Raw genomic sequence first — 25,994 nt, 5'->3', positions numbered from 1 at the left:
AACACGCGCGCCGACATGTGCAGTATGGGCAGAACCTCGCACGGATTGAAATCGTCGGTCTTCTGGTCTACTATCCATGCAATGGATACCAACCGGTTGGACCTGAATTTACTTGTCACCCTAGAAACCTTGCTGGCAGAGCAGAACGTGACGCACGCCGCGCGCCGCTTGCATCTGAGCCAACCGGCAGTGAGCGCACAGCTCGCGCGCCTGCGCGATCTGTTCGACGATCCGTTGCTGATTCCGGCGCAGCGTGGCATGACTTCCACAGCAAAGGCCGATGAACTTCTGGCGCCTCTACGTGATGCTTTAGACCAAGTGCGCGCCACGGTGGGCCGTCATGTGCACTTCGATCCTGCGCAGGCCCGCCTGACTGTGGCTATCGCCTGCACGGACTATCTGGAGGCTGCATTGGTGCAGCCGCTGGTATTGCAGTTGCGCCAACAAGCGCCCGGCGTGAGGGTTGCGGTGCGTTTCCTGGACATGCCGCAACTAGCAGCGCAGATGGCCCGCGGGGAGGTAGACCTCGCGTTGATGACGCCCCGCGACGCCCCGACCAACCTGCGCAGCCGTCACCTGTTCGACGAGCGCTACGTGCTGATAGGCCGTCTCGGCCACCCGCGTCTGCGCCGCAAGCTCACGGCGGCACAATTTGCACAGCTGGAGCACATCATCGTGTCGCTGCGCGGCGGCGATTTCTCCACGCCCGTGGATGATATTTTGGCGAGCCTAGGTCTCCAGCGCAACGTGGTGCTGTCCGCGGCCTCGTTCCTGGTTGTGCCTGACATCGTGGCCCGCTCCGACCTCGTCGCTCTAGTACCGCAACGACTCGTGCGCGATCGGGTCGACGCGTTGATGATCGTTGACTGCCCTATTCCCGTGCCGAGCTTCGAGGTGAGCATGCTTTGGCATGAGCGAAGCCACGGACATGCCTCCCAGCGCTGGGTGCGCGAGTCGCTGAGGGCACTGGTCGCCAGCTGGGGCGAACCCGCGAAGATAACGCGACGATAGACCGGTAGTCCCGGGCGGCAGCGCGCGGTGCAATGACTAAGTCGAAGCCAGACCGCCCCTTTGAACGACCGCTTCCCGGTGACCAATCTGGGAATCCGAATGGCGAATATGGGTCGAGGCTGTGTAAAAACACAAATCCAAAAAAAATCGTAGGTAGGGAGACCCTTCCCGATACCGAGAAAATCGAATACAGCTCGATCTGAGAAGACGATTTTTAAATCGGTTAAAAATCTCTACGTTTTTACACAGCCTCGGTCGCAAGCCGCCTCTCACCTGTGGCGGCAATCGGCCAGAAACGCCCGGTCGCAAGTCCTCATTCAATACTGAAAATCATGACTACTCTCGAAACGAAGCGGTTAAAACTAATCCCACTTTCTGACGAACACCTCGCTGGTTTAACCGCGATTAATAGTGACCCAGAGGTCATGGCATACATCGGCAACGGCACCCTAATGTCTGAAGCTGAAAGCCAAGCGATGATCAATCGCGTAAAACCGAGATGGGCCTCGCACGGTTTCTCATGGTGGGGCGTGTTCCGTAAGGACGACAATCTGATGATTGGTGCGGCGACATTGCAACCATTAGCTGCTCAGACAGGCGCCGTCCCGGAAATCGGTTGGCGCTTAAGGCGAGACTGCTGGGGAAAGGGCTATGCGACTGAAGCTGCTGAACGTATCGTCTTGTTCGCAAAAGAACTGGGCATTCCGGAAGTGGTGGCTGTGGCAAATCCTGGCAATATTGCCTCCATTGCAGTGATGAAGCGGCTTGGCATGCGGTATCGCGGCATCGAAACCCACTACAACGCTCCATGCGCAGTCTACCAGGCAAGCCTGAGTATCGATTGACTGTCCGTAAAGGTTGAATCGAGCCAATCGCGATTAGCTCAAAACGGCCAGAAGCACCTTTTGCCAAAGTATGGCAATAAGTTGCCTCGCTGTTTCGGACGTTCTACAAAGCCCCTGGCTAAATATCCCTACCCTGTGTTTGCCAGCAATTGCATATTCGTATTTCAACGCAGCCACTGATCGGCAACTCAAAGTAACCGCCATTCGGCTAGCCATTTCATACTGATCATGCACCTCCTGGTTAGAAGGCTAAGGCTTGGCGGTGAAGTTGGTTGCGGTGACTTCATCGTGGTAGACGATGAGCGTCTTTGTGTCACCGGCCGCAGAATTTGCTCCATTGCGATACACGCCAAACTGGACAGAACCGATGCCGGTCCACGGCGTGCCGTCAGGACTCGCGGTCACATACGTCTGTAGGCCCTCCATAGCGACGGTGTGTCCTAATCTGGTTTCTCCGGGCAGTTGCATTTCGAAGGTGAGGCCGCCAGTGTTGTCGCTCTTCCAGAGTATATCGAAGCGGAAATCTATCCACTGGTTCACATATGGCATGACATTGTCGATGACTACCATCTTATGGACATTGCCACCCCAACCGAGTTTGAGTTGTGTACCTTGAAGCGCGAGATGGATATCGTGTCCGCCGCCGTGATGTTTGAACTGCCAGAGCACATCCTCGGAAGGCGCTTTGCGGGTTCCTTTCACGGAGGGCACGAGATCTTTGAGCAGCATGCTGAAGGTGTATACGCCGTGGTCGCCGTCGCGGTAACTGGCGCCTGCGATGCGTCCAAGCCCGAACTCGCTGCGAGGAAAGCCGCCGCCCACATATGCAGGGTCATCCAGAACCACCTTGTTCGCGACCGCATAAGCCGTGTTACGGGCGCCGCCGACCACCACATAAGCAGCATCCCGGGCGGTAGCGAGACCCGGTTCGATACCAGGAACCTCGACGCGCTTCTGGCCTTGCGTCGGGTATCCAGAGCTCACGGTGCCATCTTCGTAGTCGGCGTGAAAGATTGCCTGCGCCGAGGCGGATGCGGTGAGCATCGAAAGAGCGATCACAGCAATTATATGAATCGGTTTCATGAAAGTTGATTCCAAAAAAACAAAATGAGCCAAGGTTCATTATATTTTCATATAGCAACTTCAGTGTGCGATTTCCTCCGTTTTTTGAGCTGCAAACCTTTAACGTCAAGGCACCGGGGAAAGGGGCGTTTCAGGACAGAGGTTCACGCAACGAATATCAGGTAAAGTCGAGTCAATGCAAATAGTGGGAACATACAGAAGCCCACACCAAAGTCCCTCTCATGTCTCTTGCCCCAAACCCGCCATGATCCTGACCGCCCCTGATCTTGCCCACATACTGGAATTTGCCGAAGCCAGCCATTTACGCAGTCAAGCCGACGCTTTCCGCACATGGAGCGGCGATACGCGCGCCCGCGCCGTTGCGGTCTGCGGCGGCGTTGCGGTGCTGACCGACCCTGCCTTTGGACGCAAGCTGAACCACGTCACTGGCGCCGGCATGGATGCGCCGTTCAAGGCAAGCGAACTGGCCGAGCTGGAAAGCATGTATGCCGCGCAGGAGCTGGAGACACAGATAGATCTCTGCCCGCACGCACACGGCGGCATGCTGGCATTGCTGGCCGAGCGCGGCTACTCGGTCAACGCTTTCAGCAATACTTACGTGCGCAGCCTGGCCGTGCCTGATGCAGACAGAGTTGCAGCCAGCGATATCGAAGTGAGCGACGACCAGGCCTGGGTCAGCGCCAGGTTTGCGGTGCATTCGGTGGCGGGATTTTCGGTACAGGCGGTGAATCGCCCTCCCGCCTTGCTGGAAGCGCTGGCGCAGATCGCACTGCATCGCGACGACACGCGTTTTTTTGCCGCAAGCATAGACGGCCAGATTGCTGGGACGGCGGGCATGAGCCTGATCGGCACGCCAGCCGGCCTGCTGGCGCATTTGTATATCGCCAGCACCCTGCCAGCCTGGCGCGGACGCGGGGTGCAACTGGCGCTCTTGCATGCCAGGCTGAAGGCGGCGCGTAGCGCCGGCTGCACGCTGGCCAGCGTCACCGCGCGGCCGGCCAACGCCAGTGCGCGCAACACCGAACGCGCGGGCTTCAGCCTGGCTTACACCAAGGCCACTTTCAGCAAGCGCCCCGCCTGATCGAAGCGGCGCATCACGATTCGTTGATCTGCACCGCGATGCCGTCGGCCTGGACTGTGATTTCGCCGGGCTCGAAGGTCTGCCCGTTCAGCCGCAGTTCATCGGCAGTAAAGGTGTAGATTGGGTAATCCTTCAGCACCTGCTCGGCGACCATGGCGCCGATCTGCTTCAGCTGCTCCCTGTACTGCGTCGGCACACTGTTGAAATCGATGGTGTCGACCGAAGGGCTGTCCAGACGGATGGCGCGCGTCGCCTTGTCGTACTTCAGGCGGCTGCTGAGGGTAATATTGCCGTTCAGCGGCGCCGCCAGCAGCAAGGGGCTGAGCACGCTGACATGCACCAGGGTGATGACGCGGTTCTGCGGTGCATTGAGGCTCAGCTGCGGGGTTTTCAGATCGACGTTGAAAACTTCCGCATAACGCAGCCGCAAGGGAAACTTGCGCTCAAGCGCGCTCTGCAGCTGTTGCTGGGTAAACGTATATTCATTCGACCAGATGTTGTAGCCGGCCCAGGCGCCGCCGGCAGCGCCGAGCGCGCCCAGGGTCAGCAGCGATTTGACTAGTGTGCGACGTTTCATAGGCAATCTTGTCACTTTCAAGCGTAAATTCAAACGTAAAACGTGAAATAGCACAGTGCTATTATTCTTTCCAACCGAGTTTCGACCACCGCGCGCCAGAAAAAGTCCCTTTATCTTGTCCAAGGCCACTCCTCCCGATTTGCACAACGACGCCGCCGAAGGCAATGCGGTGGCGCGCCACTATCTGCGCGGCGAGCGGATCGACCCGCATTCCCATGCCTGGGGCCAGGTGCTGTTCGCCGTGGCCGGGGTGATGTGGGTGGAAGTCGGGCGCGAGGCATTCGTCGTGCCGCCGCGGCGCGCGGTATGGATTCCGGCCGGGACCGAGCACTCCATCCACATGATGAGCGCGGTACGGATGCGCAATCTGTACCTGCCGACCCGCAGCACCGGCCACCTGAATCGCCGCAGCGATCTGTTCGAAGTCAGCGGCCTACTGCGGGAACTGATCATCATGATAGCGGAATATCAAGGCAGGCATGACGACGCCTACCTGAAGGCGGCCTACAAGCTGGTACTGCTGGAACTGGCGCGGGCGCCGCGCTCGTCGCTGCGGATCCCGATGCCGGAAGCTTCTGACCGGCGCCTGGAGCGCTTGTGCCGGGCGGTGATCGAGAATCCGTCGATCGACTTCAGCTTTGTCCACTATGCCGACAATGCCGGCGCCAGCGTGCGCACCTTGTCGCGCCTGTTCCGGCAGCAGCTGGGGATGGGCTTCGCCGAATGGCGCCGCCAAGTGCAGCTGGCGGTTGCCATGTCGCGCCTGGCGGAAGGCCAGCCGGTCAGCCAGATCGCTCGCTCCCTAGGCTATTTGCCAAGCAGTTTCAGCGATATGTTCCGGCGCGCCTTGGGCGCCGCGCCCGGCGCATTCGTGGCCAGCGAAACCCTGGGCGCGATGCTGGCAGAAGACAGCGACGCCGCGCCAATGCCATTCACACAATAAACCGGTCGGTATCTCCTGGCCGAAATTCGAAAGTCTTTGTCTCCCCGGGCTTGAACAAGCCTCCTAGAATCTGTTCATCCGCTGCCGCTTGCAGCGCTTAAACCTATCTCAAGGAGCAGCATCATGATGAACGCCATCCAGTTCCAGACTTTCGGCAACCCGGACATGCTCAACTACCTGGCGCTCGCCAGGCCTGCGGCCGAGGCCGGCAGCGCCATCATTCAAGTCAAGAGCGCTTCCGTCAATCCCAGCGATGTGGTCAACATCTCCGGCCATTTCGAGCACACCCTGCTGCCGCGCATTCCCGGCCGCGATTTCAGCGGCGTGGTAGTGGACGGTCCCGCCGCCTGGCTCGGCGCCGAGGTCTGGGGCACCGGCGGCGACATCGGCTTCACACGCGATGGCAGCCACGCCGAATTCATCCGCATCCCGGTCGAAGCGCTGGTGCGCAAGCCGGCCGCCCTCAGCCACGAACAAGCGTCCGCCATCGGCGTCAACTTCATCGCTGCCTGGCTCGGCACGGTCGAGTACGCCCAGCTGCGTGCCGGCGAAACCATCGCGGTGCTGGGCGCCAGCGGCGGCGTCGGCGGCGCCGTCACGCAGATCGCCAAGGCGTTGGGTTGCACCGTGATCGGCATCGACCGGGTCGCTCCCGCCGACAATTCGCCGGCGGCGCGCTTGCTGGATGAATACCTGCCGCTGGACGAAAGCGCCCAGCGCCGCATCCAGGCCCTGGGCGGCGTCGACGTCGTCTATAACGCTGCGGGCGGAACCGCTTTCGAGTTTGCGCTGGGACTGGTGAAGCGGCGCGGCCGGGTGGTGGTCATCAGCGCCAGCGGCAAGCGCCGCGTCGATTTCGACCTGATCGATTTTTATCACAACGAGACGCAGCTGATCGGCGTCGACAGCGCCAAGCTCGGCGTCGCCGAATCGGCGCCATTGATGGCCAAGCTGGTGAATGGCTTCGACAGCGGCAGATACGAGGCGCCAGTGATCGCCCAACGCTACACGCTGCAGGAAGCGCGCCAGGCCTATGCAGCGGTGGCGGCCGGCACGCGTGGCCGCGTCGTGATCAATATGTGATCAATGTATGAGCAGTCCCCTGCCCTTCCCTTCAATTCGTCTGGAGCTCTCATGAAAGCCTATCTCTTATCCCTCGCCATCGGCCTCATCGTCGGTGTGCTGTATAGCGTCGCCGGCGTCAGATCGCCCGCGCCGCCGGTGATCGCCCTGGTCGGCCTGCTCGGCATACTGGCCGGCGAGCAGCTGATTCCCTGGGTCCGCAGCATGACCGGATAACCGGCGGGCCGGGTGCAGCCGCTCAGCCCAGGCGGTGGCACAGATGGATATCTTCAGGCTCGATGCGAAGCAGCTCGGGATCGGGACTATCCAGCAAGGTGCAGCCCAGGTGTAGATAAAAATCCACCGTGTTGCGCGAAGGCGTGGCAGAGATATGAATTTCCTGCGCGCCCATTGACGGCGCCCGGGCGCAGGCCAGGCGGAACAGGCGGCCGGCGATGCCGCGCCCGCGGTAATCGCGGCTGACATGCAGAAATTTCAGCTGCAAGGCCGGCCGTTCCACTTGCAGCAGGACGCTGTCGAGCACCACCAGCGCCACCAGCATCTCGCCGTCGAAAACGCCATGGAACCAGCCGCCACGTGCGAAGCATGCGGCCAGCACCTCAGCATTCTGCTGCGCCTCGCCCGGCGGCCAGCCGTCCATGTCGAAGCGCTCTTCATACAGCGTCAGTTTGCCGCCATCCAGGAGATACAGCTGCTCGATGAGCTCCCTGCGGTCTATCTGGTCCAGCAAGGCCAGGTCGGCCCTGCCCAAATCGCGTTGCTGCACTTACTCGCCCTTGCGCAAGGCGCGCTTGACCTTGATCATGTAGCCGACAACCAGTCCGCAAGCGCCGAAAAACGCGATAGAAAATATCCCTACCAGCAATTGGCTGGGAGTCCTGGCGGCGTGAGTGATGAAGATGCCACCGGCCACAAACACGACTGAAACAATGAACAGCAACCACAAGACAAACAGATTGTGGCCGGCGGCCGAATTGACATAGCCTTGCTTCAAGGTCAGCTTGTCGTCGCTATACGGATAGGCGGCCACCAGGCTTTTGCTGCCGAAATAAAACCAGGCGCCGAAGATCACCGCCAGCGGCATGGCCCATCTCCAGCCGGCCACCACGCAGACGATGATGACGGCAGGCAGCATGATCTTGTAGTAGCGCTTGACGAATCCGCGCACCCTGGCTTCCGCCTCCTCATCCGGCAGGATCCGCCCCTTGCCCAGCACGCCCCATGGAAAAAATAGCGTGCGCCCGTCCTGGCTCTTTTTAAAGCTGGCGTTGGTCAATCCGTCGAAATATCCCATGCCCCGTCCCCTCATGAATGATGCGCCGATAAGGGGTTCATCGCCCCGGGCGCCAGCTACGATTCGAAAAATATCATTTACTGGCAAACGACCAGAACAGGCCGCGCGTGATCAGCGCTGGAAACACCGTCAGATGGTCTTCGTCCTGGATGACTTCGGAATGCACCGACAAGTTAGGATAATGGCGCGATTTCAGCTTCGCTTCGAAATCCTTCATCTCCTTGACCATATCGCTTTCCTTGTTATAACGCGGATTGCGGCTTTGCGGCTTGACCGTTTCGAACGATCCGATCAGCATGAAGAGCTGGGCCGGCATATCCTTGTGCGAGGCGGCATAGCTGCGCTCCATGTCGAACATGACGCGCTTGTCGTACCAGAGGGACGGGCTGCCGAGGATGTACTGGTTGAACATCTGCGGTTCGGTCAGCAGCATGTGCAAACCCAGCAGCGAGCCATAGGAATGGCCGGAAAACACCTTGCGGCTCATGTCCGCGCGATAGTTCGCAGCAACGAATGGAAAGACTTCCTTTTCGATGAACTGCCGGTACGGCTCCGCCTGCCCGGTCGGCCGTTCGCTGCTGTTGCCGGTGGTGTCGGTCGGCGTGTAGTCGCGGTTGCGGCTGTGGACCGGGTCGTCGCCCTTGGCATACGACAAGCCGACCAGGATGAATTCCTCCAGCTTCTTGCCATGGTCGCTGACGCGCCGGTTGACGCTGCGTATCAATGGAAAAGCATAATCGGCGTCGGTGATGAACAGCACCGGATAGCGCTTGGTCGAGGTCGCATAAGACGGCGGCAGGCTGACAAAAATTTCATAGTCACGATGCAGGATTTTGGAAGGAATGGTCTGCACTTCCGTGCCCTCCAGTTGATAGGGACGCACCGGAGCGGCCGCCTGCGCCAGCGGACAGGCCAGCGCCAACGCGATCCAGGAAATGCCAAGAAGTTTACCAAGTTGCACGATTGCCTGTCCTTATATAACTTGCGCACGATTGAAGGAGACTGACTGGCGAGTCTATGCAAGGATGATATTTCTTGCAAGCAAAAATCCCGGCCTCAAGCCGGCAACAGGATGACGCCGCCTGCGGTCTGGCCGTTTTCCAGACGGCGCTGGGCTTCAGCAGCTTCGCTCAAAGGCAGCGTCAACGAGACATCTACCGCGAGGCCGGCAGCCAGGCGGGCCAGAGTCTCCGCAGCCCCTTCCCGATAGCGCGACAGATCCGACATGAAACGAAACACGCTCGGACGCGCCAGAGCGATGGAGCGGAAAGGCCCCAGTTCGCTGAGCGGCAGCACGGCATTGTCCTCAGTCTGGCTCGAGGCCGCCTGGCCGACGCTGACCGCCATGCCGAACGGGCGCACGGTCTGCAGGGTTTTCTCCAGAGTCTCGCCGCCCACGCCGTCAACCGCAAAATCGACACCTCGGCCGGCAGTCAGGCGCAATACTTCAGCCACGAAATCGATCTGCCGGTAAAGGATCGCTTCCTGATAGCCCTTGCTGCTGGCCATCTCCCTCTTGGCCGTGCTGCCGACCGTACCTATCATGCGCACACCCAGTGCCGCGCCCCACTGCCCTAGCACCTGGCCCAGGCCGCCGGCGGCCGCCTGCACCAGGACCGTGTCGCCGGCGCGCACGCGGCCCACGTACTGGAACAGCATGTGGGCGGTGATGCCGCGTAGGAGAGTAGCGGCTGCCTGGATGTCGCTGACGCCTGCGGGAATCTTGAGCAGTCGGTTCGCTGCTACATTGCGGGCCGTCGCATAAGCGCCGGCCGGCAGTCCGGCGTAGACCACGCGGTCGCCGATCTCCAGGCCGCCGTCTCCGTCGCCAGCCGTTTCACCGCCGAAGGCCTCGACCACACCAGCAGCCTCTACACCTAGCACTGCAGGCAGCTGCGGCAGGCGATACAAGCCGATGCGGTGATAGATGTCGGCGAAATTGACGCCGATCGCGGTGTGACGCACACGCACTTCGCCCGCGCCGGGCGGCGCCAGATCAACGCTTGCCGCCTGCAGCACGGCGGCGGCGCCAGGCCGACTCATGCGAATTACCAGTTCCTTGCTCATGATGTGCTCCTGTTTGAGGGATTGGGAGCATCATAATTAAAATATTTACGCACCATAAGCCGTGATAAATTCGCCTTTAATGTGCATAATTGCACCATGACAAATCTCAACTGGAACGATCTGCGCTACTTTCTGGCGCTGGTGGACAGCGGCAGCCTGACCGCCGGCGCGCGCCGGCTGAAGGTTGAGCACACCACGGTGGCGCGCCGCATCGAGGCACTGGAAGAAGCGCTCGGCCTGAGGCTGTTCGAACGCCTGCAGCGGCAATGGAAACTGACGCCGGAAGGAGAAAACCTGCTGGCCGGCGCACGCCGCCTGGAACAGGAAGCGCTGGCGCTGGAACGGGCAGCCGCCGGTGCCGCGCCGCTGGCCGGCACGGTGCGCATTTCGGCGCCGCCGGTCATCGCCAGCCACCTGCTGGTGCCGCAACTGGGCTTCCTGCGTCAGCGCCAGCCCGGCATCGCGCTGGAAGTGGTGGGCGAAAGCCGCGAAGCCAATCTGACACGGCGCGAAGCCGATATCGCCTTGCGCCTGTCGCGGCCAAGCGCGGCGGAACTGGCGGTGCGTCCCTTGATCGAGATCGGCTACGGCCTGTACGGCGCCAAGACCTACCTGGCCGCTACCGGGCAGGATACCTGGGACTTCATCGGCTACGAAGAAAGCCTGCTCGCCACGCCGCAGCAGAAATGGCTGGAAAAGATCGCAGCCGGCCGTCCTTTCCCGCTGCGTTCGAACGATCTCAGCAGCCTGTACCAGGCGGTGCGCGCCGGCCTCGGCATCAGCGCCCTGCCGCATTTCCTGGCGCGCGGCGACCGCCTGCTGAAATTGCTTGCGGCGCCGGCCTGCCCGGTGGTGCTGACGGTGTGGCTGGTGATGCATCCCGAAGTGCGCCGCTCGCCGCGCATACGGGCGGTGGCGGACGGGCTGATTGAACTGTTCGGTCAGGACAGCGTGAAACAGCTGGCGGTTTGACCGGGCCTGGAAGGATGCGTAACAAGGCCGCGCTACAAGCAACGGCTGTAGCCTAAGTCGAGTCGACAGGCCCCGGCTTTGCCAGCTACTTTGCAGCTATAAATACGTCAGGATTGTGGTCACAGGTAAATTTTGATTGTTATCGCCATGATGAATTATGTGTAATAATTCATTGCCAAATGTGCCATATGGAGGAGTAAAAATGCGTAAGCAACTGCCGTTTTTAGTGAGTATCGTTTTAGCTGCTGGCTTAATTACCGCCTCTCATGCGGCCAACCTGCGGTTCTTGAACGACACGCCGATGACCTATTTGAAGCCAAAGGACAAGACGTCGCTGGTTGCAGCTATCGATGGCGTTCTGAGCAACAAGGGGGATGGCGAGACGCAGCAATGGTCCAATGAAGGTCTAGGTAATTCTGTCGCTATTCAGGCTGAGTTGAGCGCGACGGACACAGTCAAGACGGATGCCAAGACTTGTCGCAAAATACATATCGCGCTTCATGCAAAAGCCCAGGATCAGACTTTGTCGATACCAGCTTGCAAGACGGCTGACGGCAACTGGGCAGTGCAAAAAAAATGACATCCAGTGTGCGGAAAAATCGCGCATAGTTTTTCCAGAAGCCCCGTACCCAAAAATGAAGCCATTGGAAGCCTCGTACCTTAATTGGTCCGAGGCTTTCTGAATTTTTACCCCTGGCGGAACTGCTGGATAGGCAAGTTCATTCTCATACGCAAAAAATAAAAGCAAACATGCACACTATTCTTGTTCTCGGCGGCTACGGTTTTTTTGGCGGCCGCATTTGTCAGGCCTTGTCCAAGAGAGAAAATATCCGTCTTCTCATCGGCGGCCGCAACGCCGGACAAGCGCAGGCGATGGCGCAACGACTGGGTCTGGATGTCTCGCAGGGTCTACCTATCGACGCCAACTCCGCAGACCTTGCGCAACAGCTTTTGGCGCTCAAGATCGATACCATCATTCATACCGCGGGGCCATTTCAAGGACAAGATTACGCTGTGGCTCGCGCGGCTATAGCGGCAGGCGCCAATTACATCGACCTGGCCGACGGCCGCGACTTTGTTGCTGGAATTGTCGAGCTTGATCAAGCTGCCCGGCAGCGCGGCTTGCTGGTCACCAGCGGCGCCAGTTCTTTGCCGGCGCTTTCCTCCGCAGTGGTGGATCGCTACCTGGGCAGATTCAGCCGGCTGACATCGATACGCCATGGCATCGGATCGGGAGCGCGGGCACCTGGAGTTGCTACCATGCGAGGGGTGTTCGGCTACTGCGGAAAGCCGTTTCTCCGTCTACATGCGGGTAACTGGGTTCCGGTAAGAGGATGGCTAGATACGCAGCGCCATCAATTTCCTTCGCCGGTCGGCGCTCGCTTGTTAGGCAGCTGCGACGTACCGGATCTGATTCTTTTTCCAAAACGCTACCCACAGGTCACGAGCGTCAGCTTTCATGCCGGTTTTGCCAGCACTCTCGGACATCTTTTCGTCGCGGCGGCATCGCAGCTGGTCCGCCTCGGGCTGCTTCCTAGCATCGTTCCTTTCGTCGCGCCGTTGCATAAAATCAGCCAATGGCTTGAGCCATTTGTCAGCGACAAAGGCGGCATGTTCGTCACCATGGAAGGCGAAGATATGGACGGGACACCGCAAACCCTGACTTGGCATTTGATTGCGGGAAGCAATCACGGCCCTCACATTCCGTGCGGTGCAGCGATCGCTTTGGCGATAAAACTCGCCGACGGAACGAGCTTGCCCCTAGGCGCTCAACCATGCATGGGCATGCTCAGCGGGTAATCCGCCCACAAAAAAGTATCAGTTAAAAGTAGAATTTTCTTAAATGCGATTTTGAGGAAGTTTTACATGAAGACATCACGCTTTACCGAAAGTCAGATCATCAACATCTTGAAGCAGGCCGAGGCCGGCACGCCAGTTCCGGAGCTTTGTCGTGAGCATGGGATGAGTTCGGCCTCGTTCTACAAGTGGCGGAGCAAATACGGTGGCATGGACGCGTCGATGATGACGCGGATGAAAGAGTTGGAAGATGAGAACCGTCGACTCAAGAAGATGTACGCCGAAGAGAAGCTGAAGGCCGAGATCATTTCGGAGGCGATGCAAAAAAAGTGGTGAAGCCATCTCACCGACGTGAGATGGCACAAACGGCAGTCCGAGCGCATGGAATCAGCGTCAGCAGCGCATGCGCGACTTTCGCGATCAGCCAGACCTGCTATCGCTACAAGGCAAAGCTATCGGAAGATAACGAGCGTGTCGCGGACTGGTTAATCCGGCTGACCGCGAACCAGCGAAACTGGGGCTTCGGCCTTTGCTTCCTGTATCTGCGCAATGTCAAAGGATTCGGCTGGAACCACAAGCGCGTCTATCGGATATATCGAGAGCTAGAGTTGAATTTGCGAATCAAACCAAAAAAGCGGCTTACCAGAGCAAAGCCTGAACCGTTGTCGGTACCAACGTCGATCAACGACGTCTGGTCCATGGACTTCATGCACGATCAATTGTCGGATGGGCGTAGCATCCGCCTGTTCAACGTCATTGACGATTTTAATCGTGAAGGCTTAGGCATTGACGTCGATTTCTCCCTGCCGGCAGCCCGCGTCGTTCGGTCGCTTGACCAAATTATCGAATGGCGGGGAAAGCCGACGACGATCCGCTGTGACAACGGGCCCGAATACATCAGTTCGACACTGGCCGCGTGGGCGGAAAAGCACGGCATCCAAATCAGTTTTATTCAACCAGGACAGCCACAACAGAATGCTTATATCGAGCGCTACAACAGAACGGTTCGCTATGACTGGCTCGCACATTACCTGTTCGAATCCGTCGAGGAGGTTCAGGAATTTGCGACGAAATGGCTCTGGACTTACAATCACGAACGCCCGAACATGGCGCTCGGCGGCATCACCCCGAAGCAGAAATTGGCCCTTGCGGCTTAGCCTCTACTTTTAACTTTGCTTAAAAATGGGGGGATTACCAGCGTAGATGATTATCTTGGGGCGCTGGATGGACTGGATGTTCACGAGGTGGCCGCTTGAACACCTATCTCCTGCTCAAATGGCTGCATATTCTGAGCGCCAATGTCTTGTTCGGTACCGGGATCGGCATCGCCTTCTTTAAATGGATCACAGATCGCAGCGGTGATGTGCGCGCAATCCGGATCGTCACCGAGCGCACGGTGATGGCTGACTGGATTTTCACAACACCGGCCGTGATATTGCAGCCTGTCACCGGCTTGATTCTTGTCTATCTAGCAGGATATCCGCTATCGAGCGGCTGGCTATCCTACGCGTTGTTGCTGTATCTGTTTGCCGGTTTCTGCTGGTTGCCGGTAGTAGCGTTACAGATAAAAATGCGTAACCTTGCAAGAGTTGCAGACCAGGGAAATACGCCGTTACCAGGGCAATACTGGCGCTATGCCAGGATCTGGTTCTGGCTTGGCGTGCCGGCTTTCATTGCACTACTTGGCGTGTACTGGCTCATGGTCTTCAAACCGACGTTTTGAATACAGTAAATTTATGAATCAAGATGATTTTGAGATAAAACTGCATCGGCTCTATTGGATCATGCGCATTGGAATCGCCTTTATCTGGATATGGACGGCGATTACTTCCTGTTTTTTTTATCCCCATGCCGCATCGCTGGAGTGGCTACGCACGCTAGGACTCACCTACCAGACGGAAAAGATATTCTCGACAGCATGTTTGCTCGATTTTGGCCTCGGTTTGGCTACGTTGTTCCTCGCCAGCCGATGGCTTTGGCAAGTGCAGTGCGTGGTAATCGTCGCTTATTCTGCCGCCATCGCCATTGGCTTGCCGGCCTTCTTGATCCACCCGTTTGGGCCAATTACGAAGAACATCGCAGTGATCGCTTGTTTGCTTTATCTGACTATCATGGAAAGGCGCTGAGAACTGATAGCAATTTAATCGATTTCGATAGCGCGTGTTGTGGAGACTCTACTGCATGGAAACATTTTTTGGCTTTGCCTCAGCGGCTTTTAGGCATTTACTTTTTAGTTTCATTTTCTTTTGGTTCGGATATTTGCTTATCAAGATTGCGACATTTGGCCGCTACCCACGGAGAATCAATCCCAAAAGAGCCGATTGCGCCGACTATCAGCATGTATCCGCGCTTGGGTTACTTAGCGCAGTCGGTATGGTGATACTAGTCTTCAACATCTGGCCATAGCCTACCATCTGCAAGCAGATGACTTGATATTGGAGTTAGCGTCAGCTTTCGTAACGAGCCGATATCGGTCCCAGGCGTTGCCGTAAGGCGGCGAGTTAAATATTGCTATAAGACGTACACCTTTCAATTGGAGAAAATATGACTGGTAGAACCGCAGTTATTTTGGGGGCGTCTGGCTCGGTTGGACAAGCCCTCCTCGCCGAAATAGTGCGCTGCGGCGGTTTCAGCCGGATTCTTGTCATGACGCGGCGGCCGCTCGGTCTGCAGTTAGGCGCGCAGGTGGAAGAGCGGTTGGTCCCGGATATGGCGCCAAACAAATTTAGTCAGGCTGTCGTCGACGCACTGCGCGAGATTGACGGCGATGTGCTTGGGTTCAGTGTGTTGGGAGTCGGAGCCGGCACTGCCAAACTTTCATTGGAAGAGCACCGCGCCGTCGATGTCGATCTCAATGCGGCATTTGCCCGAGGCCTGAAGGCGTCAGGAAAAGTTCAGCATCTGGCCTTTATGTCGGCAATGGGTGCCGACATAAAGGCCAAAACTACTGGCTCTGGCGCGGCGGGAATGGCGCGTTATTCTCGCGTCAAAGGCGAGGCTGAAGCAGCCGTCAGGAGTCAAGGTCCGGCCGTGGTGAGCATCTTTCGTCCGGCCATGATTATCGGCTCTCAGCATACTCCATGGCTACTCTCAGCTATCCTACCGCTCTTTGCGCCGCTAACGCCGGCGAAGTTTCACTCTATCCGGACGACGCAGATTGCCCAAGCGATGGTCGCTGCCGCCTTCCACCCTCCAGCACAAAGTGCGATTTACAATTATCCTGAAATGATGGCGCTGATTGCCGGCGGATAATCATATGGAACCCACTCGAATCACGGAAATGCGGCTGATGAACGTGCAAGAGGAATTATCGGCCCGAGAGCCGATCTTCCATCGGCCTGAACATGGAACAACTCGGGCCGACTTCGCGTTGATGATGGATGCTGAGTTTTGGGAGGTCGGCGCGTCCGGACGCCATTACAGTCGAGCACACGTCCTTGACATTCTCGAAGACCGATATGCCAGGTCAATCGAGGAAAATTGGGAAACGCGAGACTTCTTCTGCCAGGAAATTGCGCCTGATACCTATCTGTTGACTTACACCTTGCTGCAAGACTCCAGAATCACCCGTCGCGCTACGCTTTGGCGACGCACTTCAGCAGGATGGAATATTATCTACCATCAGGGAACTGTCGTTGAGTCATCTTAAGCATTGAATGTGCCGCGTCGATCAGCGCTGGCGGAACCGTTGACGCGCTTAGATGATGAGCGTCGCTTCTCATCAGGTTTTTCAGAGAACAAGAATTCGCCGCCAAATTTTGGGGCGGCGGTTGATTTTGCAAAATGCACTTTAAATCACCTTAGGGCTCAAGATGATCGAACTCCCCACCCTCCTGGCTTTCACGCTACTCAATATGAGCTTCGCCCTGATTCCAGGGCCCGACGTCATCTGCATCCTGTCTAATTCAGTCTCACGGGGCGCATCGGCCGGCGCACAGGTCTGTGCCGGCATCGCATGCGCGGCGTTAGTGCATGCCGGGGCCGCAACCTTTGGAATCACTGCGTTTCTGGCGTCAGTGCCTACGGCATTCGTGGTTGTAAAGACTATCGGGGCGATCTACCTCTGCTGGCTTGGTTGGCAAATGCTGCGCAGCCCTGCTTCTGTCACCGCGGAACCGTCCAGGAACCGCCGGGTATCTCCTTTTGCACAGGGTGCTGTTTCCAATCTGTTGAACCCAAAGGTAGCTCTCTTCTTTCTCGCCATCCTGCCTCAGTTCATCAATCCGTCCCTGGGCAATCCTGGGCTACAGGCAGCCATTCTTGGCCTGGTCTCGATTGCATCGGGCACCGCGGTAAATCTCTGCACCGCCGCGCTTGGCGGTCGTGCACGGCATTGGCTTCTGGCCAAGCCAAAGTTTTTCCAGCGCTTTCAGCAGCTTTCCGGTGCCGCGCTTGTTGGTCTTGGCGTCAAGGTTGCCTTGGAGCGTGCACGATAAGCTCTCCCCTCTCCGTCAAGGCCTTTTCTTGGTGATATCTGGACGTCATCGTAGTATGCTACCGGCTGACGGTGCGCCCGGGTATCCTCTTGGCTCCAGTATGGCAAAATGCCGAGTTTACACACGGATATTAGCGACGTTCATAGGGAAGCATCACGCGCAGGTCCAGCGGCCGACACATCGCACAAATCCCTCTCGAAATCACCTGCCACGAGGAGCAATTTCTCATGTTGATGCAGACGCTGCAAGACGGGGTTGATTCATTCCAGGTCTCGGTGCGCGAAGCCGCCACAGGTTCTCCGGTGGTTCTTTTCGCAGTGGGAGCGGGTGGTCAGCCAGAACGTCACTCTACGCTCCTGGACGCCTTGCTTGGGTCTGGTTGCATGGTCGTCGCACCACATTTCGAGCGGCTTGCTTCGACTACTCCAGGAGAGGAAGAGCTGACCCTGCGGGCAAGACGCCTTTCCCTGACACTCGACGCATTCGTTGAACCCACCGCAAAAGCGATAGGAGTGGGGCATTCGATTGGTGCAACCACCCTCGTCGCCATGGCGGGAGCTCAAATGTGGCTAAGGCTCGGCCTGCGCGTCAGCATCGCACCGGACAGCCGCCTGGCGCGTCTGGCCCTCTTGGCGCCGCCAACCGGATTCTTCCAGGCTCCGGCAGCACTTGATGCGGTGCGAATTCCAGTTTTGGCGTGGGTGGGTTCAGCGGATAGTATCACCCCTCCGGCCCAAACCGAATGGCTGGCGCGTGCCATGCGCGATTGGAACACTGTGGATGTCCGTGTCACGGAAGGAGCCGACCACTTCTCGTTTATGGATATCCTTCCGCCACACGCAACGGAGCCGCTACCCAACAAGCAGGCGTTTCTCCGAGAGTATTCGAGCGAGATTTGCAAATTCGTGCTTGGCTAGAGCACGGATTGCCACCGGGAGGTACATTCCAGTCCGGGGTCCAATCGCGGCTTCGGTAGTCAACGTTAGTCCGATCGACCTCTTGCATTACCAATGTAGTCTTCATGCAAACGCACTCTCGCCTCGTGCGGGCTAATCACGCGTTTGGCCAAGCGCAGCATGTCGGCCGAAGGATCGATGCCATCGAATGACCACTCTGGATGCGCATCCGCCAGCGCCTTGATTTCCTGGCCGCCGCCGGCTCCCAAAACCAGCACGCGCCCAGCAGCAGGCACCTGCTCGGCAAGTAAAAGAGACACCATGCGATGAAGGCTCGCATAGCCCGGAACCTGCCTTGGCGGGCCGTCACTATAGGAATCGACGATGTTTCCGGAAATGCAGATTCGGTATTGCCAGGCATGGATCTATTCCGGGTGGTTCATCAGACTTTTCTATGGGTGCAAAAATATTGACATGTAGGGTGGGCACGCTTTTGTGCCCACGCGGATAGCGCTACAGCGTGGGCACAAAAGCGTGCCCACCCTACCTCTCATATCCGATCTGTCAAGGATAATGCCCGCTTAGACAGGAACGCAGACGGCCGCCGTACAGGATCATGGCAGCAATCAACGGCATTTTCCGCGATACTGCGGGTAAGCACGGCCACAGGTGGAAAAGCCGGCAAGCGCGGCGGCTGGTTGTATACTGCCTCTTTTTTACGGCACCAGCCTTATCCCGAAAGACAAGAACATGAACGCTCTGCCAGCCTGCCCCAAATGCAATTCCGAATTCACCTATGAAGACGGCGGCCTCTACATCTGCCCTGAGTGCGCCCATGAATGGCCGCAGCAGGCGGCAGCCGATGCCGGCGACGGCGCCAAGGTTTACCGCGATGCTGTCGGCAATATCCTGCAGGACGGCGACACCGTCACCGTCATCAAGGATCTGAAGCTGAAAGGTTCGGGCGGCGTGGTCAAGGTCGGCACCAAGGTGAAAAACATCCGCCTGGTCGACAGCGATCACGACATCGACTGCAAGATCGACGGCTTCGGCGCCATGAGCCTGAAATCGGAGTTTGTCAAAAAGGTGTAATCGTGCGGGAGCTGCAACCAGCTTCCCCGTTGCAGTCTGGTTTCCGAGTTGCCCAACCAAGCGCCTTCCATAGCCCATGCCAAGACACAATCCAGCGCTGCACCGTATCCATAAACCACCGATGACGGCGCGCCGGCTGCGCTTCCTCATCTTCAGCGGGGCCGTCCTGCTGGCCGTACTGGGCTGGGGCTTGGCGGCTATCCTCAAGCCTGCGATTCAGCGCACCATCGTGATCACTACCGGCGCCGACAAAGGCATCTATGCCGGTTTTGCCGCACGTTACGCGCCGCTGCTCAAGCGCGAAGGGATTACCCTCGACATCCGCAGTTCTTCCGGCTCGGTCGAAAACTATCAGCGGCTGAAGGATCCCGACAGCGAATACGAGGTCGGCTTCATCCAGTCCGGCACCACTACGCCATCGCCGGACGACCAGCTGCAAACCATTGCCGCCGTGTCGTACGAACCGATCTGGGTGTTTTATCGCGGCGACGTCGTCATCAACCGGCTGGCGCAGCTGCGCGGCAAGCGGATTTCGATCGGCGTTCCCGGCAGCGGCTTGCTGACGGTGTCACGGGTGCTGCTGGGCCACAGCGGCATCAGCGCCGATAACGCCAGCCTGCTGGAAATGGATGCCTACAAAGCGTATCAAAGCCTGGAAAGCGGCCAGCTGGACGCCGCCTTCTTCATCGGCCGCCCGGATGCAGCCATGCAGCAGACGCTGCTCAACAGCGACCTCAAGCTGATGAGCTTCGCGCAGGCCGATGCCCTGGTATTGAAGTTCCCGTCGCTGTCCAAGATCGTTTTCCCGCGCGCCTCGACCAGCGTCGCCAACGACTTGCCGCAAGCCGATGTGACCATGCTGGCGGCGACCGCACTGCTGGTCTCCAAGGACACGCTGCATCCTGCGCTGACCTACTTACTGCTGGAAGCGGCCAATGCCGCGCATGCGCGCGAAGACTACTTCACGCCGCGTGGCGTGTTCCCCAACCTGAACACGGACGACTTCCCGATTTCAGATGAGAGCACGCGCTACTTCAAATCCGGCCGCCCTTTCCTGCAACGCTACCTGCCGTTCTGGCTGGCCAGCTTCATCGAGCGGCGCCTGCTGATCCTGCTGCCCTTCATGGCCTTGCTGTTCGGCCTGCTGCAGGCCTTGCCGCGCATGGTCGAAGCGCGCATGAAAAACCGCCTGGTGGTGTGGTACCGGGAGATCAAGTCGCTGGAAGACGAGATCTGGCAAAGCAAGCAGCCGAGCCCGGAGCAGATTGCGCAGTGGCGCGAGGATATCGAAAACATTGACGCCAACGCCAGCCAGATCCGGATTCCGCAGCGTTATTTCCAGGATGTGTACACGCTCAAGCAGGCGATCCGCGTGGTGCGCGACAGGATTTCCCAAGCTGCCGGCAAGATCAAGGAATAGATCCTGGGCGGCAGCCCGCGATGCCTGTTCTTAATGCCAGGTTTCGGTTGAGGCTGACTTGGTGGCTGGCGCCGCAACCGACTGCGTTTGCACCTGTGCTGCGCCGTCAAGCCTCCAGACGTACTGCATTCTCGTCTCCGACTGCAGCGGCGCGCCATCGCGCAGCGCCGGATTAAACTGGCAGATGCTCCATGCTTGCACAGTCGCCTTGTCCAGGGCGGTAAAACCGCTGCTCTTCTCAATCGCAATATCCGTCACATGGCCGTTGCTGCCTATCACCAGCTTGGCAATGACCGTACCCTGCTCCTCATTGCGTAGCGAAGCCCGCGGATACTCAGGTGCTGTACAGCTGCCAGGCACCAGGCTTGGCTGGGAATCGCGCGCGACACTGGCTGGCGCGGCCGCAGCAATAACACCGCGGCCAGCTACCGCTGGAACGGCGTTGGGTGTAGCGGCGGCCGGGACGAAACGACGGCTGGTAACGACGGGAGGAGTCACTGCGCTGACGACACTGCTGCCGCCACGCAGGGCTGCCTGGAAGTCTTTGTCGGCAAACAGGTTAGCCAGCAGCTTATGTACCGTATCGACATAGTTGCGGCGCGCGGCCGGTATCGCAATCGCCCCGATAACGGAAGACTCCCACTGGCTGGCGCCTACCACGACCTTGTCGAAGGTCTTGGCGCCGCCTTGCATCACCACGAAACGGGCGCTGACTCTGGCGGTGCCAACGTCAAACAATGCACCATCCACCGAGTTTTCCAGCAGCTGCCCGCTGATGACTACCGGGGAAGCCGCATCAAGCTTGCCGGCTCCTTCCAGCTCTGCGCGCAACGCCGCTTTCAGGTACTCGGCGTACGAACCGTTATAGGGCGAGCTGTAGGTGCCGGCGCGTATAACCAGGCTTTCCAGCGACTTGTCTTTGGCCGTGAACTGGCCCACGGCCACCTTGCCGTCGGGGAGTGCCTGCAAGGTATGCGCGTTGTCATTGGTAGGCTGATAGTTTGGCGCCACCGCGGCGCAGCCGGTCAGCGCCAGCAATACCGCAGCCATGCCGGCCACGGCCAGGCGACGAATCAGTGTCATGCTTGAAGTTGAGTTGATCATTGCGTTCAATTCAATTCTCCTGCGCGGCTCATGTCATTCAACAGATTCAGCACCATGCCATCCACAATCTGCGGCATGGCCTGTCCCTTTGCCACCGGCGTCAGGTTGGCCGGGCCATCGGCATTACCGATGGTCGAGTGCAAGGCATGCTGATAGCTATGTTTCACCTCAGCCTGGCCCGGGACATCATAAGCAGCGTCCATCAGGAAACCATCGGTGACCGTGGTGCCCGCAAGGCCCAGTGTCAAACCGGTCGCGAAACCCTTGCCAGCAGGATTCTTGGTCACCGGAACGTTATTGATGGTGACAAACAGCTTGCGGTCGGCGGTGGCGGGCGCCATCACGACATCGCTGAACATATTGGATTTTTTCAGGGTAGTCAGGAGCATCGGACGTACTTCTTCGGTCGCCTTGGCGTTAGTTGCCCCTTTTGTCTGGTATTCGAAGAATACCTGGACGCTCTGCCGTGTTTCAGGTTGCTTCAAGTCTGCGACCGTGACTTTGGGCAGGGTCGGATCGACGTATTGTTTGAGCGACATGCAGCCGGTGGCTAACAGGCTGAGGCTCATGATACATAGCAGGCTGGCTTGGCGACGCAGTCGTTTCAGGTCCCGATTCAGGGGAAGAAATGGCATGACAGTTTTCCTTGGTCTTTGGCTGGCGTTGGTTAGCGGGACAAAAAATACCGCGGGGCAATTATACTTACCAGTTTTATAAATACAGACATTGATTTACATTCAATTTTGTAACTGTGGTATCCGTGAAAACAGCCAATGACAAAAGGACTGGACAGAGCGCACTGTGCCGCATGTAAATTCAAATCAGGCCGCTTCAATTTCGCCTCAAAACGATGGCAAAAAGATAAAATCATGCGTTGCATTGCGTTTCCGGCGCCGCCCGCCACGTTTTCTCCCACGCTTCATATAAAGGTCTTGTTGATGAACCGCTTCCAGCTCCTTACCCTCGCCCTGGCTCTTGGCGGCCTCGCCGCGCAGTCGCAAGCGGCAACTCAGGCACCCGCGCCAAGCCCGGTGCTTGCCACGCCGGCGGCGCCGATCCCGATCAAGGTGGTGGTGGTGACGATGTTTGAAATCGGCGCAGACAGCGGCGACCAGCCCGGCGAATTCCAGACCTGGGTGGAACGCCTGCCGCTGCCGCAAACCATCGCCTTCCCGCAGGGTTACCGTAACCTGCGCTACAACCCGGAGCAAGGGGTGCTGGGCATCGTCACCGGCATCGGCACGGCGCGCTCATCGGCCAGCATCATGGCGCTCGGCATGGACCCGCGCTTCGACCTGAGCAAGGCTTACTGGCTGGTGGCCGGCATCGCCGGCGCCAATCCCGACACCATGTCGGCCGGTTCCGCGGCCTGGGCCGAATGGCTGGTGGATGGCGACCTGTCGCATGAAATCGACGCCCGCGAAATTCCCAAGGGCTGGTCCACCGGCAAAATCCCGCTGCGCTCGGCGCGGCCGTTCCAGCAGCCGGTGCCGGCCGATAATGAAGGTGCGGTATATCACCTCAATCCGGGCCTGAGCAACTGGGCCTACCAGCTGACCAAGGACACGCCGCTGGCGGATGATGCCGATCTGCGGCAACTGCGCAGCCGCTATACAGGCTACCCGGCAGCGCAACAACCGCCGAAAGTGATCAAGGGCGACCAGCTGGCCGGCCAGACTTTCTGGCACGGCAAGCTGATGAATGCATGGGCGGAAAAATGGGTGGACTATTGGACCCATGGCCAGGGCAGCTTCGCCACCTCGGCGATGGAAGAAACCGGCACCGCGCAGGCGCTGACCTTCCTCAGCAAAGCCGGCCGCGCCGACCTCAACCGCCTGCTGGTGCTGCGCACTGCCAGCAACTACACCATGCCGTATCCCGGCAAGAGCGCCGCGGCCAGCCTGGCGGCCGAGCACGAAGGCAGTTATTCCGCCTACCTGCCCTCGCTGGAAGCAGCCTTCAAGGTCGGCAGCCGTGTGACGCGCGAACTGAGCGATCACTGGGACCTGTATCGCGATCAGCTGCCGGCGGACAAATAAGAACAGCAAGGGCAAGCCAGGCGCTTGCCGCCTGATCCTGCAGCCTCACTCCAGTTTCCAGACATACTGCATGCGGGTTACCGACTGCACCGGCTGGCCATCCGCCATGGCCGGGACGAAATGGCAGAGGCTCCAGGCTTTCAAAGTGGCGCGGTCCAGGTCCTTGAAACCGCTGCTCTTCTCGATCGAGGCGTCGGCCACGCTGCCGTCGGCGCTGATGACCAGTTTCACATTCACTGTCCCCTGTTCTTCGTTGCGCAGCGAGGTCCTGGGATATTCCGGCTTTTCGCAATTTCCTGTCACGCGCGCGCTGGTATGCGCCGGCCCAGCGGGCGCAGCCGCAACCGCCGCGGGGGCAGGCTGCGCGACGGCGGTCGGCAGCTCGTTGGTCGGCGGCTTGACGTTGGTGACGGCGGCAATCGTATTTTCTTGTGGCGGTGGCGTTACCTTGACTTCAGGCGGCGGCACATAGGGCGGTGGCGGCGCGGCGGATTTTGGCGGCGGCGGCGCCGGTTTTTCGGGCGGCGGCGGAGGTGGTGGTGGCGGCTTGATTTCAGCGATGATCTTGGTGATCACCGGCTCCTGGACGACCTCCACGACTTTGCGGGCCAGACCTGTCACCAGCGCATAGACGACCGCGATATGCATCAAGACGACTACGCTGACGCCGACCAGTTTCCTGGTCGGCCGCTCCTGATCTAGCGTGAAATCCATGACTGGACTCCTGTCTGCTCGCCTGGCCTTTTGACGATTCTGGCATCGGCGGCGAGCCAGCCGCCGATGTCCTGGTTTATTGCGGATCGTCTAGTTTCATACTAGCAGCTTCGGCGCTACAGTAAAGGATGCACTGCAATATCCGAGCCTCAATCCACCACGAAAAGGGTGGCGCCAAGCGCGGTAAACGAGCGGTGCGGCTCGGCCCCGTCCGCTACCTGGTAGCTCATGCCCGGCTTCAGCAAGAACTTGCGGCCGTCCTCGAGTTCTGTCTCCAGCTCGCCTTCCAGGCAGAACAGCACATGGCCCTTGCTGCACCAGTGGTCGGCCAGGTAGCCCGGCGTATATTCAACCATGCGTACCCGGATGGCGCCGAAATTGCGGGTGCGCCAATAGGCCATCCCGCTTTCGCCCTTGTGTTCAGTGCGTTCAATGCTGGCCCAATCGGTGGTGCCGAAAGGGATGTCGGTCATTTTCATTGGTTTCCTGTCTTGCTGTATGTTTATACGCTCGGAAGCGAGCTGCCTCGGCGCTTCAAGGTCGTTCGACCATCCGCACATCATTGGCGCCGATGGCGCAGCTGGAAGGCGACGAGGCCACGCTGCCGCGGTTGCGCAGCAACACCAGCTCGGCCAGCACCGACACCGCAATTTCAGCCGGCGAGCGGCTCCAGATCTGCAGGCCGATAGGCGCATGCAGGCGCGCGATCTGTTCACTGCTCAGGTCCAGCGTCAGCAAGCGTTCCTTGCGCGCTTCAGTGCTAGCCATCGAGCCGATCGCGCCGATATAGAAGGCGTCGGTCTTGAGCGCTTCCATCAGCGCCATGTCATCCACTTTCGGATCGTGGCTAAGGGTGACGATGACGGTGCGGCGGTCCGGTTTGAAGGCCAGCACGACATCGTCCGGCATGCCGTCCAGCCAGGTGACACCGTCAGCTTGCCAGTTGCGGCGCTGTTCTTCGCGCGGATCGTTCAGGTAGACCGAGAAATCCAGCGCCGGCGCCATCTGCGCCAGATATTCCGAGACCTGGCCGGCGCCGATGATCAGCAGACGCCAGCGCGGACCGAACACCTGCAACAGTTCTTCTTCATCGAAACGCAGCGCAAAATCGGCATCGCTCGCTTCCACCGTAGCCAAACCGCTGCGCAGGTCGAGGCGACGCAGCACAAGGTGGCCACCGCTGACGGCCTCCAGCAAGGGGGTCAGCGCAGCGGCCGAGCCGAGCGGCTCGATCACCAGTTCCAGCGTGCCGCCGCAAGGCAGGCCGAAGCGGCGCATCTGCTCGGCGCTGATGCCGTAACGTACCAGCTCGATTTTTTCCGGGAAGGCGGCGGCGAAGCGCTGCATCAGGTCGTCTTCAATGCAGCCGCCCGAAACAGAACCGGTGAAATCGCCGGCATCGCTTATCGCAAACAGCGAACCTAGCGGTCGCGGCGCCGAGCCCCAGTTGCGCACCACGGTCACCATGGCGACCCGTTTGCCCTGCTCCAGCCAGGCGGCGGCGCTTTTCAGTACTTGATAGTCGACTGCGTTCATGTCG

The 25,994-nt window shown here is 59.0% G+C and carries 30 protein-coding genes and 1 pseudogene; 19 read left to right on the top strand and 12 right to left on the bottom strand.

The window, feature by feature from the left end; translation table 11 throughout:
- The first annotated feature begins 81 nt into the window (after window positions 1-81).
- Window positions 82-1,011, top strand: a complete 930-nt coding sequence (locus CPter91_RS08435; RefSeq protein ID WP_061939272.1) for a LysR family transcriptional regulator — start codon at window positions 82-84, stop codon at window positions 1,009-1,011.
- Window positions 1,012-1,343: 332 nt separating this feature from the next.
- Window positions 1,344-1,856, top strand: a complete 513-nt coding sequence (locus CPter91_RS08430; protein ID WP_061939271.1) for a GNAT family N-acetyltransferase — start codon at window positions 1,344-1,346, stop codon at window positions 1,854-1,856.
- Between the two features lie 249 nt (window positions 1,857-2,105).
- Here CPter91_RS08430 and CPter91_RS08425 read toward each other — a convergent pair whose 3' ends face one another.
- Window positions 2,106-2,939 (bottom strand): heparin lyase I family protein, encoded by an 834-nt coding sequence (locus CPter91_RS08425; RefSeq protein WP_061939269.1) that lies wholly within the window; start codon window positions 2,937-2,939, stop codon window positions 2,106-2,108.
- A 244-nt stretch (window positions 2,940-3,183) separates the two neighbouring features.
- Here CPter91_RS08425 and CPter91_RS08420 point away from each other — a divergent pair, with 244 nt between their 5' ends.
- On the top strand, window positions 3,184-4,020 hold the full coding sequence (locus CPter91_RS08420) for a GNAT family N-acetyltransferase (RefSeq protein ID WP_061939267.1): 837 nt from the start codon (window positions 3,184-3,186) through the stop codon (window positions 4,018-4,020).
- Window positions 4,021-4,033: 13 nt separating this feature from the next.
- On the opposite strand, the gene CPter91_RS08415 is transcribed toward CPter91_RS08420, so the two are convergent.
- Window positions 4,034-4,597: a DUF1439 domain-containing protein gene (locus CPter91_RS08415; RefSeq protein WP_061939265.1), complete on the bottom strand. Its 564-nt coding sequence runs from the start codon at window positions 4,595-4,597 to the stop codon at window positions 4,034-4,036.
- A gap of 115 nt (window positions 4,598-4,712) precedes the next feature.
- On the opposite strand from CPter91_RS08415, the gene CPter91_RS08410 reads away from it, so the two are divergent.
- The 3 genes and pseudogenes from CPter91_RS08410 to CPter91_RS08400 form a co-directional block, all read left to right on the top strand.
- Window positions 4,713-5,540, top strand: coding sequence for an AraC family transcriptional regulator (locus CPter91_RS08410; RefSeq protein ID WP_061939263.1), 828 nt, complete (start codon window positions 4,713-4,715; stop codon window positions 5,538-5,540).
- Between the two features lie 126 nt (window positions 5,541-5,666).
- The gene (locus tag CPter91_RS08405; RefSeq protein WP_061946002.1) at window positions 5,667-6,623 is read left to right on the top strand and encodes a quinone oxidoreductase family protein; all 957 of its coding nucleotides are present in this window, start codon (window positions 5,667-5,669) and stop codon (window positions 6,621-6,623) included.
- A 51-nt stretch (window positions 6,624-6,674) separates the two neighbouring features.
- Window positions 6,675-6,836, top strand: a pseudogene (locus CPter91_RS08400) (DUF1427 family protein); the annotation flags it as partial.
- Window positions 6,837-6,861: 25 nt separating this feature from the next.
- Here the strand turns inward: CPter91_RS08400 and CPter91_RS08395 are convergent.
- The 4 genes from CPter91_RS08395 to CPter91_RS08380 form a co-directional block, all read right to left on the bottom strand.
- Window positions 6,862-7,389, bottom strand: coding sequence for a GNAT family N-acetyltransferase (locus CPter91_RS08395; protein ID WP_061939261.1), 528 nt, complete (start codon window positions 7,387-7,389; stop codon window positions 6,862-6,864).
- A complete protein-coding gene (locus CPter91_RS08390) occupies window positions 7,390-7,917 on the bottom strand; it encodes a hypothetical protein (RefSeq protein WP_061939259.1) in 528 nt (175 codons plus the stop codon).
- 73 nt (window positions 7,918-7,990) lie between these two features.
- Entirely contained in the window at window positions 7,991-8,878 is an 888-nt protein-coding gene (locus tag CPter91_RS08385; protein WP_061939257.1) for an alpha/beta hydrolase, read from the bottom strand.
- A 95-nt stretch (window positions 8,879-8,973) separates the two neighbouring features.
- Complete coding sequence (locus CPter91_RS08380; protein WP_061939255.1) at window positions 8,974-9,984, bottom strand: quinone oxidoreductase family protein; 1,011 nt, start codon at window positions 9,982-9,984, stop codon at window positions 8,974-8,976.
- A 96-nt stretch (window positions 9,985-10,080) separates the two neighbouring features.
- On the opposite strand from CPter91_RS08380, the gene CPter91_RS08375 reads away from it, so the two are divergent.
- From CPter91_RS08375 to CPter91_RS08325, 10 genes are all read left to right on the top strand, one after another.
- Window positions 10,081-10,956, top strand: a complete 876-nt coding sequence (locus CPter91_RS08375; protein ID WP_061939253.1) for a LysR family transcriptional regulator — start codon at window positions 10,081-10,083, stop codon at window positions 10,954-10,956.
- A gap of 202 nt (window positions 10,957-11,158) precedes the next feature.
- Window positions 11,159-11,536 (top strand): DVU3141 family protein, encoded by a 378-nt coding sequence (locus tag CPter91_RS08370; protein ID WP_061939251.1) that lies wholly within the window; start codon window positions 11,159-11,161, stop codon window positions 11,534-11,536.
- Between the two features lie 170 nt (window positions 11,537-11,706).
- Complete coding sequence (locus tag CPter91_RS08365; RefSeq protein ID WP_061939248.1) at window positions 11,707-12,756, top strand: saccharopine dehydrogenase family protein; 1,050 nt, start codon at window positions 11,707-11,709, stop codon at window positions 12,754-12,756.
- A 66-nt stretch (window positions 12,757-12,822) separates the two neighbouring features.
- Window positions 12,823-13,910 (top strand): IS3 family transposase gene (locus CPter91_RS08355; protein WP_099047175.1). Its coding sequence is split into 2 segments (ribosomal slippage): window positions 12,823-13,075 and window positions 13,075-13,910, totalling 1,089 coding nucleotides; the frame shifts between segments, so codons are not numbered across the junction.
- Window positions 13,911-14,005: 95 nt separating this feature from the next.
- A complete protein-coding gene (locus tag CPter91_RS08350; protein ID WP_061939244.1) occupies window positions 14,006-14,476 on the top strand; it encodes a DUF2269 family protein in 471 nt (156 codons plus the stop codon).
- Window positions 14,477-14,489: 13 nt separating this feature from the next.
- Window positions 14,490-14,879, top strand: coding sequence for a DoxX-like family protein (locus CPter91_RS08345; RefSeq protein ID WP_061939242.1), 390 nt, complete (start codon window positions 14,490-14,492; stop codon window positions 14,877-14,879).
- Between the two features lie 418 nt (window positions 14,880-15,297).
- Window positions 15,298-16,005 (top strand): NAD(P)H-binding protein, encoded by a 708-nt coding sequence (locus tag CPter91_RS08340; protein ID WP_061939239.1) that lies wholly within the window; start codon window positions 15,298-15,300, stop codon window positions 16,003-16,005.
- A 4-nt stretch (window positions 16,006-16,009) separates the two neighbouring features.
- Window positions 16,010-16,402: a nuclear transport factor 2 family protein gene (locus CPter91_RS08335; RefSeq protein ID WP_061939237.1), complete on the top strand. Its 393-nt coding sequence runs from the start codon at window positions 16,010-16,012 to the stop codon at window positions 16,400-16,402.
- 163 nt (window positions 16,403-16,565) lie between these two features.
- On the top strand, window positions 16,566-17,189 hold the full coding sequence (locus CPter91_RS08330; protein WP_061939235.1) for a LysE family translocator: 624 nt from the start codon (window positions 16,566-16,568) through the stop codon (window positions 17,187-17,189).
- 227 nt (window positions 17,190-17,416) lie between these two features.
- Window positions 17,417-18,106, top strand: coding sequence for an alpha/beta hydrolase (locus CPter91_RS08325; RefSeq protein WP_061939233.1), 690 nt, complete (start codon window positions 17,417-17,419; stop codon window positions 18,104-18,106).
- 65 nt (window positions 18,107-18,171) lie between these two features.
- On the opposite strand, the gene CPter91_RS08320 is transcribed toward CPter91_RS08325, so the two are convergent.
- Window positions 18,172-18,408 carry a methyltransferase domain-containing protein gene (locus CPter91_RS08320; protein ID WP_061939231.1) on the bottom strand — a complete coding sequence of 79 codons (237 nt, stop codon included), beginning with the start codon at window positions 18,406-18,408 and terminating at the stop codon, window positions 18,172-18,174.
- Window positions 18,409-18,835: 427 nt separating this feature from the next.
- Here CPter91_RS08320 and CPter91_RS08315 point away from each other — a divergent pair, with 427 nt between their 5' ends.
- Entirely contained in the window at window positions 18,836-19,177 is a 342-nt protein-coding gene (locus CPter91_RS08315; protein ID WP_061939229.1) for a zinc ribbon domain-containing protein YjdM, read from the top strand.
- A 76-nt stretch (window positions 19,178-19,253) separates the two neighbouring features.
- Complete coding sequence (locus CPter91_RS08310; RefSeq protein ID WP_231880080.1) at window positions 19,254-20,597, top strand: TAXI family TRAP transporter solute-binding subunit; 1,344 nt, start codon at window positions 19,254-19,256, stop codon at window positions 20,595-20,597.
- Window positions 20,598-20,627: 30 nt separating this feature from the next.
- Here CPter91_RS08310 and CPter91_RS27275 read toward each other — a convergent pair whose 3' ends face one another.
- Together CPter91_RS27275 and CPter91_RS08300 are read right to left on the bottom strand one after the other, a co-directional pair.
- Entirely contained in the window at window positions 20,628-21,701 is a 1,074-nt protein-coding gene (locus tag CPter91_RS27275; RefSeq protein ID WP_236906038.1) for an energy transducer TonB, read from the bottom strand.
- Between the two features lie 5 nt (window positions 21,702-21,706).
- Entirely contained in the window at window positions 21,707-22,336 is a 630-nt protein-coding gene (locus CPter91_RS08300; RefSeq protein ID WP_150119649.1) for a hypothetical protein, read from the bottom strand.
- A 303-nt stretch (window positions 22,337-22,639) separates the two neighbouring features.
- Here CPter91_RS08300 and CPter91_RS08295 point away from each other — a divergent pair, with 303 nt between their 5' ends.
- On the top strand, window positions 22,640-23,740 hold the full coding sequence (locus CPter91_RS08295) for a purine nucleoside permease (protein ID WP_061939221.1): 1,101 nt from the start codon (window positions 22,640-22,642) through the stop codon (window positions 23,738-23,740).
- Between the two features lie 45 nt (window positions 23,741-23,785).
- Here CPter91_RS08295 and CPter91_RS08290 read toward each other — a convergent pair whose 3' ends face one another.
- From CPter91_RS08290 to CPter91_RS08280, 3 genes are all read right to left on the bottom strand, one after another.
- Window positions 23,786-24,454 carry an energy transducer TonB gene (locus CPter91_RS08290; RefSeq protein WP_061939219.1) on the bottom strand — a complete coding sequence of 223 codons (669 nt, stop codon included), beginning with the start codon at window positions 24,452-24,454 and terminating at the stop codon, window positions 23,786-23,788.
- A 149-nt stretch (window positions 24,455-24,603) separates the two neighbouring features.
- Window positions 24,604-24,933, bottom strand: a complete 330-nt coding sequence (locus tag CPter91_RS08285) for a DHCW motif cupin fold protein (RefSeq protein WP_061939217.1) — start codon at window positions 24,931-24,933, stop codon at window positions 24,604-24,606.
- A gap of 55 nt (window positions 24,934-24,988) precedes the next feature.
- Entirely contained in the window at window positions 24,989-25,990 is a 1,002-nt protein-coding gene (locus CPter91_RS08280) for an XdhC family protein (RefSeq protein ID WP_061939216.1), read from the bottom strand.
- Window positions 25,991-25,994 lie beyond the last annotated feature (4 nt).

It is taken from the genome of Collimonas pratensis, from assembly GCF_001584185.1.
GTDB classification, from domain to species: domain Bacteria; phylum Pseudomonadota; class Gammaproteobacteria; order Burkholderiales; family Burkholderiaceae_D; genus Collimonas; species Collimonas pratensis.
Note: the sequence above shows the minus strand (reverse complement) of the source record. Positions and strands in the feature narration are given on the sequence as shown.